We start from the raw sequence: 16,681 nt of genomic DNA, 5'->3' as shown, positions 1-16,681 counted from the left end.
AAATACTAGGTCAAAAAAAAGGGAAGTGTAGATGCACTTCCCTTTTTTATATAGCGCTCTTTATCGCGAACGACGATAGCACGTTCTCCGGTAAATTAACCCTGTGAGTATAAACATCATTAGTAAATAACTCATGCTACCGCCACCGCTACTACCACCGTTCGATACGTTTCCATTGTTACCTCCCGAAGAGGTTGATGCATCGTTCGCCGATATAGTTATGGTTAAGGTGTTATTGCTACTAATTTGTGTGCCATTTAAACCACTGAGTTGTAGCGTAAAGCTTTCTGCATTTTCTTCTAGAGTGTCATCAACGATTTGTAGCGACACTGTCTTCTGCGTTTCGCCATCTGCAAACGTTAGCGTTGTCGGGGTAAAAGAGTAATCGCTTGACGATGCCGTTCCCGCCTGAGCGGTGACTTCTGTCGACAGCTCCCCAGAACTTCCATTTGTACGTCGCACTGTAACTGTTAATGTGCCGGTGCTTTCTCCTACCGTCACGTTTGAGGAGGAAAAGCCTAGCACACCTGGCATTGGTTCATCGTTGTCGTCAATTGACACAGTAAGCACATTTGGTGATCCTATGGTACCAGGTATTTCGCTTGCTAATGACAGAGTAAACTTTTCAGTTGTTTCCTCAATCGCATCATCGTTAATTGTAAACTGTATAGTTTTGTTTTCTTCACCCTCTAAAAAGGTGACCTCTTGAGTTTGAAACGAGAAGTCATCGCCAGACGCAGTGCCAGTGTTAGGTGATACCGTTACCACAATTACGCCTGTAGTGCCTTGTGTGCGACGCAAAGGAACGTCTACCGTTCCGTCTGACTCATCAAGGTACATTTCAAATGTCGAGAAGCTTATTTCACCGGTAGGCTCTGCATCGTTATCTTCTATATAAACAGAAACGAAGTTATTTTCGTTAATCAGAGAATTAGGAACCCCTTCTATGATGAGTTCTAAATTTTCTAGGCGCTCACTGATGTTGTCGTCAATAATGGTTAATTCAAACGTGAATGTGGTTGCGCCAGCCGGAAACACAAAGCTTGTTTCATTAAAGGTTGCATCAACCCCCAGCTCTGCTTTGCCAAAGCTTCTTTGTGCAATTGAGAATGGAATATCTTCATCGTACGGCGCGCTTCTTACCAATGTAAGAGGAACACTGCCTACGCCCTCAGAAACAGTCACTAAACTATTTTGAAAGCCCATTTCATAATCTGCAGTTTCATCGTCTTTTATTTCTAGGGTAAGTGAAGCCAAGTCAGGCTGAATAATGACATTTTGAGGCTCTTCTAGGCGTAAGCTAACGAATTTCGAGCCCGTTTGAACATTGTCATCTCTTACCTTGACTGTAACGGGTAAGAAATCGTCATCGATACCAAAAGAAAGAACAGAGTCCATGAGTTCAAAACTGCTTTCTGTATTGTCGGTAAGTGCCAATGCTGAAACATTAACAGAAAACGAGCCGGTTAAGCCTTCTGGTCGGTTTACTACTATATCAATGGAAGAGTCTAGCTCGTTTACCGACATATAATAATTGCTCCAGCCTACTGATGGAGCTTCACTGTCATCATCAAATTCGAAATCATCTCCGTTATTATCGTCAAAAAGCGATACGGTTAACGTTGTTATACCCGTTAGCTCGGCATTAACCGGGTTAGACAATTGAATGGAAAACGACTCTTGACCTTCCAATTCGAAATCATCATACACACGAATTCTCAAACGGGCGAAGCTGCTGCCTTTTGTGAAAGTTAATCTGTTGGAATCCACATTAAAATCGCGCCCCGATGTGGCTGACAATGCTTCAACGTCAACATCTACATAGCTTTCTATTGCAGTATTGCCTTTCCTCTCAACAATGGCGGTGTAAATCGTTTCATAATTGATGGGGTCTTCATAAATTCGCACATTGTTCAAGTCAAACGATAGGGTTGAAGGCGGCCTATCATCCACAGTGGGGTTTGTACCGAGCGCTAACTCATCAGCGTTTGAAGTGCCATCACCGTCAAAATCGTTACTATCGTTTTGTGTAGAACACGCACCACCAACTGCTTCGCTATACTGCACAAGCTCTCTCAAATAGCTAGCCTGCCAACAATAAAACTGTGTTCCGACAGCTGGAGAAAGTGTTAAATCTTCAACGCGATAGTGAAAAAGTAGGGCGGATAAATCAGATGGTTCTACGTCGGATAGGGCCAATGTTGTTAACGACTGGTTCAGCTCAGCAATTAGCGCTAAATCTGTGCTAGAGACTTTTCGCAAGCGCAATGTTCGAAGGGGCCCCATGCTATCAATGATATTCCAGTTGGAAGTGTATCCAGCTGAGCCAGCTGCAAATTCGACCATGTTCTCTGCAGCTACAAAATTTGGCACATCCCCTGTATTGATAGATTCCATATACAAAAGCTTGAGCTCTGTAAGCCCCTGAATGGGCGAAACATCAATAATCGGGTTGTTTGATATATCCAAATATTCGAGGTTTGTCAGCGAAGACACACTGCTTATGTCAGAAAGATTGTTACTAGATACATACAGCTGCGTTAAGTCTTTACTATTTTCAATACCTTGTAAGCTAGCAACCTGAGTATCGCGCAGAGTTAGTTGCTTTAAGTTTGTAAGCTCATTCAACGCCGCGACAGAGGTAATTGGTGTACTTTGTATATTTAACTCCTCGAGCAACGGCCAGCTAAAGCTGCTAGGGAAAGATGTTAACGCACCTGACCATACTGTTAATTTACGCAATAAGTTATTGCCAGACACACTGTCTAAACTTCTAACATCGGCATATAAATCGACAGACTCTAAAAATTTGAGTTCGCTTAAATCAGGTAATTCGTCAAGCGTATCACTCGCTATAAAAAGCTGACGTAAGCGTTTGACTGAAGCCAGATTGCGCGCCTGTGCGTTGTCAAAACCAAAACCTGCAATATCGAAGCGCTGCAGCAACGGTAAGTTGGCTAAAAACGAAAAATCGGCTGGTAAGTTCATCCGTAGAGAAAGCGTGGTTAAACTTTCAATTTCCTCCAATACCGACAAGTCAGACGTTCCAACACTGTTCAAATATAACGTGTCTAAGAACGAGAAGTTTTCAAGGCCATCAAGCGAAGCAACTCTTTGACTGCAACTAATAAAGTTAACGTCAGAAGCATAAATCACATTGTCGTTTACTCGATTTGCAATGCATGCTTTTAATTCTGGGTCAGAGATTTGCGACAACGCTTCACTAATCGGGATAAGACGGGTAATAGACTCTGAATAGCTCGCAACAACATCCCTCACAGCATTAACGGCGTTTACCGCATCAGCACCAAAGTTTTCATCTTCTTTAGGCACACCGCAGGGAATAGTTCCGCACATTAAAGACGGATTTGAAAAATAAGAAATCGGTTCCGCATCTCTAACGTCATACGACATAATAGTGGAGAAACCAACGTCGTTCGGAATTGGAATACGATAGCCAACGCCGTAAGAAAAATCGCCGCCTACACTCCCTTGCTGTCTTGAATGTCCAAGCCCTAAGTTATGTCCTAGTTCATGAGCGAATACACTGGCATCAAAGTCGATGTCTACTTGGCTATACATAAAGTCGTAACTTTGACGGTTAATATGTGTATTAAGCCACGCTATGCCGGCAGAGGAATCATTATCATTTTGAGGAGAAATTAATACGACCGCATCGGCATTTGCTTGAATTCGCAAATCGGCCACATCTTCAAACGGTGCAATGCCATTGGTAATATCTCTTAGACCATCGCCTCCATCGTTGTAGGGATAATCCACTGACACCACATTTCTAACTTCAACTTTCGCAAAAATACCTGATGCTTCAAATGCCTCGTTCGTATAGGCGACGAAGTGGTCAATCTTAGCTTCAACGTCATCCACAATATCGAACGAATTATTGGTATAAACAATGAGAAGGCCGATAGTAGCAATATCGCCGAAATCCTGTGAGGGTTGATACGCGCCAAATTGCTTACTAATACCTGGCGTTCGCGCAGAATTTGTATTTGCTGGGTTTTCATATGCGCTGTTGTAGGCGTTGTCTTGTGCGATATTGTTGAGATACGATGCTGTTTTGTTCGATTGGCTTCCTGATAAAGAAGGCGGTATTAAAAAGTCATCGTGGAATGAAACACCTTGCTGTACATTAACTTCGTGTTGTTTATACACCAATAACGACGTTTCAGAGCCCGCAGCCGTGTACGAACCTTCATCAGTAACGAGTTCCATGTATACAGCATTATCACCGAGGGTGACGACAGAATTTACTGGGATGTCATGTACGAATGAACGAATAACCACATGTTGGCTTCCACCTTTGCCTGTAAAGGTTTTAATAACTTTACCGTTTACGTGCGTGTCTGGGAGGTTAATTGAAACCGAATCGCTTTTTTTCAAGCTCTTTAGGTATGTTTTGTCTACCTTTGCTTCTATAAACAGATCGGTTGTCTGCGCCTGCAAGCGGTTAGTGGTCAAACTGGCGCTCTTGTTCGTGAGTTTTGTGGTAGATTCAAATAAATTAGCGTCTGCTAAAGCGTTCACACTCACGCATAAAGCCAACGCTGTAGCTAAGATTTTTAGCATGGTCGTATTCCTTTACCAATAGACTGCAGCTGTTACTGAAACCTACGACTATACCTCAATTTAGGATGAGTTGTTTTTTCAGTATGTTATCGTTTTTAATACAAAAGAATAAAAGCTGATACTATTGGTTTTTAACAAAGTTATGGTTAAGAGTTTAGCAGCGAAGAGGCAGTATCAACTACCTAAAGAAAATTACATTTGTCTAACATTTTGTTATTCGTGTTGTGATCTTTCTTTAAGTTTGACTTGTGAGTTTTACGGCACTTAACATACGCATTAAATAACGTTATGAGGCATCTCTTCAAAGCGCTAGCAGTTTTGTACCGTTGAATGTCTTAATTGAAAAAGAAAATTTATGAAGAACATCTACATTGCTGGGCATAATGGCATGGTTGGCTCTGCCATAGCAAGGCGCTTAAAAAACAGCGCTAACGTAAAGATAATCACAAAAAGTCGAGGTGAACTGGACTTAACTGATCAGAGCGCAGTAAATACCTTCTTCCAACAACATCAAATCGATGAAGTATATCTTGCCGCTGCCAAAGTAGGCGGTATTTATGCCAATATGACATATCCTGGTGAGTTCATCTTCGAAAACCTCGCCGTTCAAAATAATGTCATTCACGCAGCTTATGAGCACGGCGTCAGCAGATTATTGTTTCTAGGCTCTAGCTGTATTTACCCTAAAGAAGCGCCCCAACCTATGCAAGAAGACGCTTTATTAACAGGTTTACTTGAGCCCACGAATGAGCCATATGCGGTGGCGAAAATAGCAGGTATAAAACTATGTGAGAGCTACAACAGGCAGTATGGCACCGATTTTAGAGCAGTAATGCCAACCAACCTTTATGGCCCAAATGATAATTTTCACCCGCAAAACTCGCACGTTTTACCTGCACTTTTGCGACGTTTTAGTGAAGCCGTGTTAAACGACGTAGACGTTGTGTCGGTGTGGGGCTCGGGTAAGGCTCGTCGAGAGTTCATGCATGTAGATGATATGGCCGCAGCCTGCGTTCATTTAATGAATGTAGATACAGAAACCTTTTACCGCGATGGCTTTGTTAATGCTCATGTGAATGTTGGTACAGGCAAAGACTGTACAATCAAAGAACTCGTTCATCAGATAATAGAGGTGACGGGCTTTAAAGGCGAAGTTAGCTGGGATACCAGTAAACCGGAAGGGACAAAACGGAAGCTGCTCAATACAAATAAGCTTGAAAGCTTCGGTTGGAAAAGTGGTATTCCGCTTGATAAAGGTTTACAACAAACATACCAGTGGTTTATTACGGAACGTCTAGAGCATTTAGATAAGCCTTAAATTGCTTTGTAGTTTTTAAAATGCCAACGATGAACTCGCAAGAACCTCAACTTGCGAGTTTAGTTTTTTATTTTTCCACTTACTTTCAAATAGCGATAGTAATGGTTAAAACAAAGCACGGTCGACTTTTCTACTAGCTTATTCTTCTTTTTAATCTTCAGACACTTTTTCATTTCACAAGTTAAAAATAAAAGGTGTTTTGGCTATATCACTCCCTAACGAAACTCATATTTTTTAACACTGCCACTCTTCATACTAAATAAATTTTTATCTATGAATGCGAAAAATAAAAGGCAAATACGTGGCTTGGTAATGGGGAAAGGTGCGGTATTTTTGCATATCAGTGCTTCGCCTGACGATTACCTGTGTTTGTAAAGTCACTATCTCGAACGTTAAAAAAACGGTGCAAAGTGTCGAGTAGTGTTAGTTGAACAACCCACAAGTGTATCTGAGCGTCAAATAGCACTCTTTGCATTCTATGAAGAGTTAAGTTCGCAAACGCCCAGAACTTTTTTCTTTAATAATAAAGGGCGTGGTGATTGAGAATGAAAAAAACTATGCATTTTTGCTTTGCGGCATTGCTACTAATTACCCTAACTGCTTGCGGTGGTCCAGGTGAAAGTAAAGCAGAGTTCGACGGTGGGTATATTTGGACATCAGGTGACAAGTACCTGTCTTTAAATGAAGTTACGGCTTCTACAACGCAAGTCGCAAAAGGGGGGATGAGTATCTCGCAGATTTTGAATTTGCCTAAGTATTATTATGTATTAGACCCTGCACCCAGCGGCACCTTGTCAAGTGACGATGTTCAAGGTTTTTTTATTAAAGGTGACTACGAGTTCAAGTATTTTTCACTACATAAATTTGAGGAGAAAAAACTTGAGAAAGGCGAGAGACTCTTTGAAAACAAGGGTGCTGCAAAACAAGATTCTCCTTTTTATTTTGCCGGAGAAGGCATTGAAGTAGATAAAAAACAAGCCGATAGCGGTTATTACTTCAAGCTGAAGTCTCCTTTAGCACCGGGTAGTTATGTTGGCTGGCTTGGTACATCTTTTTGGATTATAGAAATAGAGTAAATAGCTAGAATAAAAAAGTATCTTAAGGCTGCTTTCCAAAACAAAGCAATTAGCGGAAAGCGGCGCTGTTTCATTTCGTCTGTAGATCTAAACAAATGAAGAAGCAAAGGGTGCGAAAACCACCGGTTTGTTGGAGTAGTCTTCGTTGTTAATGGACAGCATTTAAATAAACATAAGGAAGGTTGATGAAAATATTAAAAGTGCTAGCAGCACTGATTGCGGTTGTTGCGCTATACGCTTTTTACTTGGATTACAGTTATAAAAAAGAATATGAAGCGGAACGCTTGAAGGCACTGGAATTTGTTAATACTCATTTTACGCCTTTGATTAATGCACACTTTGATTCGCTGAGTCGCTGCCAAGAAAATGTTGAAACGACATATATGTCTAGAAAAATGGTGGATCAGCTCTTTAATAAGCAAAGCTCACAAAGAGGCAAGATTGAATTTATTTATGAAAATAGCTGCAGAGAGTTAACTCTACGTATTAAAGATATCAATGAACATTCGTTGATGACGTTTGATGATGGTGATGCATATGTACATATAAAATTTGCTGCATTGGTAAAATCTAAAAACAGCGAGATAGAAACAGATATATATGAAAAGTGGTATTTTGTGATGGAAGACGGAGAGTGGAAGCTTAACGACGATACAGGTTTAAAATTCGCTGCTGCGGTTTTAAGTTCAGAATTGAAACTTAAGCCAAATCCATTCTTGTAGTGCTCTCGTTAGGGGTGAAGAGCGTTTACATTTACTGTTATTCTAAAACGCTTGGGTGTTGGTATAGCCATTTCAGGAATGACGGCCATTGCGACACCCACCCATTCATAACGGCTTATCAACGTTGCCACTTCGTCACGCAGGGCAGGAGGCAGCCCGTTAAGTGCAACGAGGCCACTGTTTAGCTTTTCTTTTCAGTACGTAAGTAAGTACTTCAAAGCACTCAATGCATCGCTAAATGTCATAGAACATCCTGATTGTTGTTTGTTAGCTGTGGACCTTAATGAAAGCTTTAGCGGTTTCTAGCTGTCGATAAACAGTTGATTTAGAGATGCCCAGCTGCTGTGCTAATTGCTCTGTATCGAGGCCTAAAAAATAATGTTGAGAGAAAATGTCAGCCTTTGCAGGATGTAAAGAGTCGAGTTTGGTAAGCGCGCGCTCAATGGCGATATATGCTTCGGGGGAGGAATAGAGATCGTCAGTTTCTTCAAGTTGCTGAGGAGTACGTTTCTGAGTGCTGAGTTTTCTAACTTCGTCGAGCAATAGATTTCTTACAAATAAGCTTAAATAGCGATTGAACTGCGCTTTGTGCTCAATTGTGTAGTTAGGGGGCACAAGTTCAAGCAGTGATTGATGAAGTAAGCAAGTTGTAGTTGATAAATTGTTTGCGACAAAACTAGCTTCAACCTGTGTTCTGTGTGACTGTAGGTGAGTTTTACAAATTTTTTTAAGATGGTCATAAATTAGAATCTTTAGTGTTTCTTCACTTCGTTTGCAGTTGTTTTGCCACTTGTTCAACAAATCTATGATGTCCATATCGTTTACTACTTATTACAGTGCTAGTTTTTTGTAGGCATTTCTTTTGACCAACGTTCTGTAACTTTTTCCACAGCCACGAACTTTGTAAGTCGTTTCACTAGAAAGTTAGCAATTTCGCGTCGGTATAGTATATTAATAAAGGCTTATAAATGAGCTTACATGCTATGCACGTTCAGCTCAAAGCATTTTTTGCATGTTTATAAAACGTCACAAGCTACTGTATTTGTAACTACCAACTCTCTATGGAAGGCAATCACCAAAGTGGTTCTACGTTAACCGTCTTGTCGGCCATACCTATCAATATTTTTATATACCTAAATTGCTTGTAAGTAACTGATTAATATTTTTTATTTGGTTAAGTTGTGTTTATTATAAGCAATGGAATCAAGATCACTATCTACTTTTTACAAGGATGCAACCATGAATGAACCCAAAACTGAACTTTCCCCACTTGAGCTTGAATCTGGCGAACAACAATCACAAACTACCGCCAGTGCGCCAACAGGGTTTAAATTCCTAAATAAGTTTATAAGCCTATCTTTATTGTGCTACCTCATTAGTCACTTCTTACCATTTATTGTTATTTCGCTCTTTGGTGAAACGTCGAGTTCCAGTGTGGCAGAGATGATGTCTGGGGGACAAATGGTATTTATGTTGTTCTACATAACCATTGGCGTAGTGACTGCTACCACGGGCGTTTTTCCTCAAGCTGCAAAAGCCATTGTATGTTTAATCCTTATTGTGGTTGGAATGAATTTGTATGACTTAGTGAGTGAAGCATCTCAGGCTAGTGATATGTTGCGGATGATGGGAATAGATTTAACAAGTGCCGATGGTATACAGCAGACGTTACAATTTTTGGGTATTGGTGCTTACCTTTATGCAGCAAGTTTAATCATGATGATTGTTTCTTTGTTCAAAGGTTTGGAAAAGCGCAATGGTCCAGCTCTGTCTCATGAAGAATTGCGAGACACCGAAAAATTAAAAGAAAAAGCAAAGTCTTGGTCTCAACAAACTGGCAATAAGTTTGAAGCTTCAATTGAACATATGAATATTCAATTTGCTCAGATTAAAGCAGCCTTGAACGAACATGACGCAAATTCTGCAGTTAGTGGGTTTTCAAGCGGCATTGAGCAGGTGAAGAAAGCGGCTGAAAAGAAAGATGCCAGCTCGGGAGCCGATGGCGTTTATGGTGCTTTGAAAAATGGCGTAAGTTATATTTTGGGTTACACGAAGACCGTTTGGAATGCTAACAACACCGGTAAAGCCCTGGTTGTAGTTTCTGTAATAATTATTCTCGACATATTACTGTAGCTTAATTGTTTCGTTGCCTAAAGCCACACGGTGTGGCTTTAGGTCGACGATAAACAATAAGTGCATACGCCTTGAACGGTATGTAAGTGCCCTTTGAAACCCTATTGGTTGATAGTAGATGGCTTATTCAACACCCTCTTATAAAGAGAGAGATAATCATCTGCAACGTCTTCCCACGTTCGTCTTTTATAGCTATAAGTGTCGGGTATGGTGATGCGGGAAATTTTCTGAAGACCGCGATAAATATCTTCAACGTCTAATGGGTCAACCTCAACATCATATTTATCAACCACTTCAGACATAGAACTATTTTTAGAGGTTAATACAGGCACGCCCGACGCCTGTGCTTCTATTACCGGCAGTCCAAAGCCTTCATAAATAGACGGAAAAACAAGCGACTGGGCGCCAGAGAAAAGCTCAGGGATCTGCGTTTGAGAAACATAGCCTAGGTACATTACTCCCTTTCCTTTAAGAAGATTTATGCGCTGCATGATATCTTCATTGTGCCAGCCATTCCCTCCTACAAGCACTAAAGGTTGAGGCGAAGCGGTGTTTTCGTAATAAGCTTCATAGGCATCAAGAATGCTTACAATATTTTTGCGCGGCTCTATCGTAGAAACAAATAAGAAATACTGTTTGTAGTGTAGGCCGTGCTCGTTAAGTGTATCTATTACTTCTTGTTCATCTCTGCGTTTATAGTTTTCATCTACGCCTAGGTGTATGGCCGTAACGAAGTCGTGCGAAAGGTTATATCTCTCTATTAGCTCGGCTTTAATAAATTCACTATCGGTAACAATATGTGCGGCGTATTTTACACTTTTTTTAATCTGGCTATTGATGTACGCCACTCGTGCGCTTGGGTGATATTGAGGAAAACGAACCGTAGACAAATCGTGGATTGTTACTACGCACTTACCTTTAAACGCCGGCAATGTGAAATTGGGTGAATGAAACAGTGTGCGTGGCGACGCTTTACTATTGAGTCTTAGTCTATCTAAATAAACCGAAATCAGCCCATAAACCTTTACGATAACTTCTATTTTCGCGGCTTCTTCTCGTATTTTTTGAAGTACGCTTTTTTTGGGGGGAGGGGGATTATCTAGCTCTTTGGTCGTACTTAATGTTTCAGGGTTAAGTAAAGCATCTGGGTCAAAAAAGTGACCATGAGCATAAAAGTCAACCGACTCTACCGCTTTGCGTTTAACAATCGCTTTGGCAAGGTTTTTTGTGTAATGACCTATGCCGGTTAGCGGCATAAGTAAAGGGTCTGCCCCTAGTATTAATTTCATGATGACATCTTATTTAGGAGTAGGGGCGTTTAACATCCAGGTTAATGTATCTTCTATTTGATAACTAGGACCATGCCCTAAAAGCGACTTTAGTTTACTATTATCACCAAATAGTTTTTTAACCTCGTTATCTCTAACAAACTTAGGATTGGTTTGTACTTCAATTGTATGGTTTGTAAGCGCTTGAAGCTTCTCAATTATTGCTAAGAGGCTTATCGATTGACCCGAGCAAATATTAACAACAGGCTGCTGGTTGTCTGGCAAAGCAGTGCAAAGCAACGCTAAATAGTATTTCACTACATCTCTAACGTCGCTGATATCTCGCTCTACATCCAGGTTGCCCAACTCAATAACTGGCTGCTTGGCTTTAAATGCATTTACTATTTTTGGTACCAGAAAGTGGCTAGACTGCCCAACACCGGTATAGTTAAACGGCCTTACAATTATGCAGGAAAGTGCGTTTTGCCTTAGTGAAACAGCCAGCTCCATTGCGCATTTTGAAACGGCATAGTCGTTAGCTGGTGAAAACGGCATTGCCTCATTAATTGGCAGTGTTTTCGCGTTGCCGTAAATGTTGCCCGAACTTGCTACTAAAACTCGTTCAGGCTTTTTATTCAACTCAATTAAGCCATCTAATAAATTTACCGTGCCGACCACGTTTGTATTGTAAATATCTTTCGTGTCTCCGTGGGCAACAAACGATATAGCAGCCAAATGCACCACAAAATCAATTTCTAGCGGGGCAAGTGCTTCTAAAACTGCGGTTTTGTCGGTGAGATCAACGGTAAGCTGATGGTCAGCATGGCATATTGGCTCTTCAACAGAAGAAAGCGCAATTATGCTAAAGCCCATTTTTTTTGCTTGTGTAATAAAATGCTTACCGGTAAAACCTGACGCACCGGTTATTAGTATTGAGCGCGACATATTAAAAAGAAAAACCTGATTCGTTACGCTTAAGGTCAGCTTCAACCATCATGCTACAAAGGGCTTCTAACGTTGTGGTAGCTTTCCAGCCTAATTCATCGTGTGCTTTTTGCGCATCACCAATAAGAAGGTCTACTTCTGCTGGACGATAGTATTTCGGGTTTACACGAACCAACGTTTTGCCGGTTGTCTTTTCAATTGCAACCTCTTGCTCACCGCTACCTTGCCACTGTATTTCAATATCGGCGGCTTTAAACGCCATCGACACAAAATCTCTTACGGTTTCTGTGCGGTTGGTGGCTAAAACATACGTATCAGGTTTGTCTGCTTGTAACATTAGCCACATGCCTTCTACATAGTCTTTAGCAAAGCCCCAGTCTCGTTTTGCATCCATATTGCCTAGCTCTAATACATCCAGCTTACCTAGTTTTATTTTAGCTACCGAGTCGGTTATTTTTCGGGTTACAAACTCTCTGCCGCGAAGGGGGGATTCGTGGTTAAACAAAATGCCGCTCGTTGCAAAAATATTGTACGACTCTCTGTAATTGACCACCATCCAATGAGCATACAGTTTCGCTACCCCATATGGGCTTCTAGGGTAAAAAGGCGTGCTTTCGCGCTGTGGTATTTCCTGAACCTTACCAAACATCTCAGACGTAGAAGCTTGATAAAACTTGATGTTGGGGTTCACAATGCGAATTGCTTCTAGAAGGTTTACTGCACCTACACCAGTAATTTCTGCAGTGGTAATAGGCTGATCGAATGAAACGCCTACAAAGCTTTGCGCGGCAAGATTGTACACTTCGTCTGCGTTTGTCGTTTGCAGTAGTCGAATACTTGAAGATAAATCAGTTAGGTCGTATTCAACTAAATGAAGGTTTTCATGATGCTGTATATTCAGCTCTTCAATACGCCAAAAGTTTACGGAACTGGTTCTTCTGTATGTACCGTATACGGTATATCCTTTATCAAGTAATAACTCAGCTAGGTAGGCTGCATCCTGCCCTGTAATACCAGTAATAACTGCTGTTTTCATTTGTTTCTCTTGCCGCCGAAATTTTTATCTTGTTAATAATGTTCACGTTTCAATTCATTATTAATCAATGTTTTTCATAGATAAACACATAACAGTGTTTAATTAGTCATCATATTTTTTGCAATTGTACTAGACGCTTGGACATCGCATTGCCAGAAGACGTCGGGGAATATGCTGACTTAATTGTTTGCTCTGCTTTTTTGCCTAGCTTTGTTGCCAGCACCTTGTCCTCAGCTATTCGTTTCATTTTATTAGCTGCGTCGTCAATACATGGCTCTGCCCATTTCTGCCCTTTTTCATACGGACCTATATCTTCGTTAAGCGTGATGAGCTCATAGTCTACAGGTAACGCATTTTCACTATTCATGAAATCAACATTACCCGACCAGTTAGTCGCTATAGCAACTTTTCCATACCCCATCGCTTCTGCAATAGGAAGCCCAAAACCTTCGGCTCTGTGTAAACTAACATAAGCATCTACACATGAAATTAGAGCGTTGATTTCCTCCCGCGTTAAGTAGCCCTCTATAAGTTTTATTCGGGGATCATCCTCGATGGCTTTTTTAATGGTTTCAGCTATTTCAGGTTGTCGTGATGTATTCGATATCTTTAGAATAAGTTGAACATTTTTTGTCGGTTCTTCACCAAATGCAGTTTTGAAAGCCTGAATCACACCAAGCGGGTTTTTTCTCTCAGGCATACTTAGCACATCAGACATATGGAAAAAAGCAAAACTGTCTTCCTTGATATTAAATTGTGCACGTTTTCCTGTAACATTAGAGTCGACATTTACATTTGGTGGAATAAGCGTAACAGGTTTATTTGTTCGTTGGCTTATTGCTGTTTTAACATATTCTGTCGCAACCCATACCTCATCCACAAAGTTAAAAGCATCGTCAAACTGGCTCGGTAATTCAGGCATTTCCCAATACCAATATCCGACATTATAACGTTGTTCAAAAAGCGAGCTTCCAAGGCTTTCATATACAACATGCATTTGGTCTGCGTTTACATGAATAAGGTTAACATTTCGTTGTGTGCTTTGGCTTTCGTTGATATCTAGTATTTCGTTCATACGAGAGACGTTGCCAACACGATAATCGGTAAGCGTAAAGGGAATGTTGGCTTTTTTTAAGCCGCGCAACGAAGAGCGGGCCGCCTCACCAATACCACTTTCTGCATTAAGGTAACCCACTAAGTTAACACCCTTTTCTAACGTCGGCTGTGACGTATCAGCAGGAAGACCGCTATACGCAACGTTGAATGCCCAGTCAGCTACACCTTTGCCAAGTTTCAGTCGCAGGCTTAAGGGCAACAATTCTCTTTTCGACCAAAGATATCTAAAAACTGGACTAAAAAAGCCGTCGGCGTTTTCCATCGTATTTGTTATGTCGTTAGAGGGCGAAGAAGCTAGGGCAGTGCAGTAAATATCATCCAGCTGAAGCTCTGTTTTTGCAGAATGATTTAACCAATCTAAAAAGCGTAAGGTGTCTTTTCCTTCGATATCAGGAAACGCATTTTTAAGATCAGCTCGGTTATTCCAGATTGCGTAAAAGAGTTTGGTAATTTTTTTAACTGAAGTCGCAGTAGCGTGTGAAAAAACAGGTGAGTTAAAATATTTGTGCACATTTTGCACACTGTCTACATTCCAAAAATCTATTTGCTCGAAGAAACTATCTTCTCTAATTATTGTGGTAGCAAAAGGCGGTACGTTAACGCCATCGCAAAATTTTGAAAAGGCAAACGGAACCGATTTATATCTATCAATGCCATTGCGCTTAAGCGCGTTATTATAAATATCACATAGCTCCACCAGTTCAGCGCCTTTACTCGTTTTTAAATATCGATTTTGGTGCTTGCTAAGCGTCTTCGCTTCAATAGAATATCCTGAATAGTGAAAGAACATTAGCGGTGAATCATTCACGTAAAACTGACCATCACTCTTTTTTTCTATGTTTCGGTGCGCCAAGTTCCAATAAGCAACATTCCAGCCCGCGTCTTTGCAAATATGTACACCGTCGAAAAGAGAAGGCGCCATATCCATCCATTTTTGATCTACAAACAAGCCGTTTGGCAAATCTACCACACAGTCTTTATATAATTTGCCCTGCCACCATTTAACTAATCGTTTTGATTCAGGCGTGACGCTCAGGCCAATGTACCCTAAATTGTAGCTACCCGCTTGTAATATAGATTGTTCACTGGGCAGCTTTTCATCTTCAAGAGGTGCTGTGAGATGCGGAGTGAGCAGCACATTGTGAACATTTAATAACGAAAGCATTGGATCCAGTGAAGAATAAATCTTTATATCTGGGTCGAAGTAAATAACGTTATCAAACCCTCTTTCCATTAATACCTCGATAACATAAGGTTTGATGGCGGTGTTTAACTCAAGAATGTTGTATTGATAAATAAAACGGTCAAGGTGTTTGATAGGCAATGCGTCTAGTTCGATTATATCGATATCGCCGTAGTCAATATCAGGAGAGCGCTTATCGCATAGCCCCAAAGTAAGTTTTGCATCTGGACAATGTTCTCTTAAACTCTCAAATAATGTGTTCGCGTAGTGAAGATAGTTATTAGATACAATTGTGAATATACAAGTATTGTTTGCCATAGATTTGTCGAATTCAGTTTCTTTAAATGATGAGACGTTAGAAGATACTAAGCGCTGTAATTGTTTTAGCTCTGCGTTTTTTCGTTCTATTGTTTGGTAAGCATCACTCAGCGCTATTGATGCTTCATGCTGGCTGCGCTCCAATGTGTTTATCTGTGCAGTTAAAGTGGCTATGTCCTCAGCCGCTTTTTGCTCTTTATAGTGAATAAAATTATCGAACGGGTTTGGTGGAGTAACACCGTTTATTTCAAGGCTTGAATTCACTCTTACATAAAAATTATTTAACCCGTCAAAATAGATGAATTTATAGTTACTACGCAGTATGTAGTCCCATTCATGAGAACATAAAACGGGGGTGTTAGGAATGGTTGCTTCGATAATTAAGATATCTGGTGTAACGATATTGAAGTCGCAACCTAATAAGACTTCTTTTTCAAACCCTTCCACGTCAATTTTCAAGAAGTCAACATGTTGATTTTTAACGTGTTTGCGCCAGATATCTGTAAGTGTGGTAACAGGCACACTCACTTCTTTTGACTGGTGATAATGAGACTTCAGTTGACCTTGATAATTGCTGTTCAGCGTACTTTCGGCAGCACTCTCAGGTATGACTAGGGGAAGGGTGCAATTAGTTTGTCCTACAGCGCAATTCAAATTAATGTCGCGAGGTCTGTGCAGATCAAAAAGCTTCTTGGCTTCAGGCACAGGTTCAATATTAATACCTTTCCAACCTTTATCGTAAAAAAGCTTTGTAACTGAATCATAAAGCGGATCACAGGCACCCACATCTACGTAAAAGCCATTCTCAACATCTTTAAATATTCTATTTAAAATAATGTCTTCTAAATTTTGTGCATAGCTTATAATCATAGCTACCCCGTTTTTAAGCCTTTATAAATGCGTTGAAATCAATGGTTCAAGCTATTGGTTGTACAAGTTCGGCTATTAGTATCGTTATATTGCGGCGATCGATACTTGT

At 40.6% G+C, this 16,681-nt stretch carries 10 protein-coding genes; 4 read left to right on the top strand and 6 right to left on the bottom strand.

What is annotated here, in order from left to right; translation table 11 throughout:
* Nucleotides 1–60 precede the first annotated feature (60 nt).
* Nucleotides 61–4,587 (bottom strand): Calx-beta domain-containing protein, encoded by a 4,527-nt coding sequence (locus BK026_RS12235; RefSeq protein ID WP_071816096.1) that lies wholly within the window; start codon nt 4,585–4,587, stop codon nt 61–63.
* A 355-nt stretch (nt 4,588–4,942) separates the two neighbouring features.
* Between BK026_RS12235 and BK026_RS12230 the strand changes: the two genes are divergently transcribed.
* The 3 genes from BK026_RS12230 (at nt 4,943) to BK026_RS12220 (ending at nt 7,703) form a co-directional block, all read left to right on the top strand.
* A complete protein-coding gene (locus BK026_RS12230; protein WP_071816095.1) occupies nt 4,943–5,905 on the top strand; it encodes a GDP-L-fucose synthase in 963 nt (320 codons plus the stop codon).
* 545 nt (nt 5,906–6,450) lie between these two features.
* Complete coding sequence (locus BK026_RS12225) at nt 6,451–6,981, top strand: hypothetical protein (protein WP_071816094.1); 531 nt, start codon at nt 6,451–6,453, stop codon at nt 6,979–6,981.
* A 185-nt stretch (nt 6,982–7,166) separates the two neighbouring features.
* Entirely contained in the window at nt 7,167–7,703 is a 537-nt protein-coding gene (locus BK026_RS12220) for a hypothetical protein (RefSeq protein WP_071816093.1), read from the top strand.
* A 267-nt stretch (nt 7,704–7,970) separates the two neighbouring features.
* Here the strand turns inward: BK026_RS12220 and BK026_RS12215 are convergent, their stop codons facing one another.
* Nucleotides 7,971–8,519, bottom strand: a complete 549-nt coding sequence (locus BK026_RS12215; RefSeq protein WP_071816092.1) for an antiterminator Q family protein — start codon at nt 8,517–8,519, stop codon at nt 7,971–7,973.
* A gap of 423 nt (nt 8,520–8,942) precedes the next feature.
* Here BK026_RS12215 and BK026_RS12210 point away from each other — a divergent pair, with 423 nt between their 5' ends.
* Nucleotides 8,943–9,836, top strand: a complete 894-nt coding sequence (locus tag BK026_RS12210; RefSeq protein WP_071816091.1) for a hypothetical protein — start codon at nt 8,943–8,945, stop codon at nt 9,834–9,836.
* A 101-nt stretch (nt 9,837–9,937) separates the two neighbouring features.
* Here BK026_RS12210 and BK026_RS12205 read toward each other — a convergent pair whose 3' ends face one another.
* From BK026_RS12205 to BK026_RS19440, 4 genes are all read right to left on the bottom strand, one after another.
* Entirely contained in the window at nt 9,938–11,125 is a 1,188-nt protein-coding gene (locus BK026_RS12205) for a glycosyltransferase family 1 protein (RefSeq protein WP_071816090.1), read from the bottom strand.
* A gap of 9 nt (nt 11,126–11,134) precedes the next feature.
* Nucleotides 11,135–12,049, bottom strand: coding sequence for a GDP-mannose 4,6-dehydratase (locus BK026_RS12200; protein WP_071816089.1), 915 nt, complete (start codon nt 12,047–12,049; stop codon nt 11,135–11,137).
* A gap of 1 nt (nt 12,050) precedes the next feature.
* Entirely contained in the window at nt 12,051–13,085 is a 1,035-nt protein-coding gene (gene gmd / locus BK026_RS12195) for a GDP-mannose 4,6-dehydratase (protein ID WP_071816088.1), read from the bottom strand.
* Between the two features lie 109 nt (nt 13,086–13,194).
* A complete protein-coding gene (locus tag BK026_RS19440; protein WP_083575081.1) occupies nt 13,195–16,572 on the bottom strand; it encodes an FkbM family methyltransferase in 3,378 nt (1,125 codons plus the stop codon).
* Nucleotides 16,573–16,681 lie beyond the last annotated feature (109 nt).

The sequence above is a fragment of the Alteromonas sp. V450 genome (assembly GCF_001885075.1).
Classification (GTDB): domain Bacteria; phylum Pseudomonadota; class Gammaproteobacteria; order Enterobacterales; family Alteromonadaceae; genus Alteromonas.
Note: the sequence above shows the minus strand (reverse complement) of the source record. Positions and strands in the feature narration are given on the sequence as shown.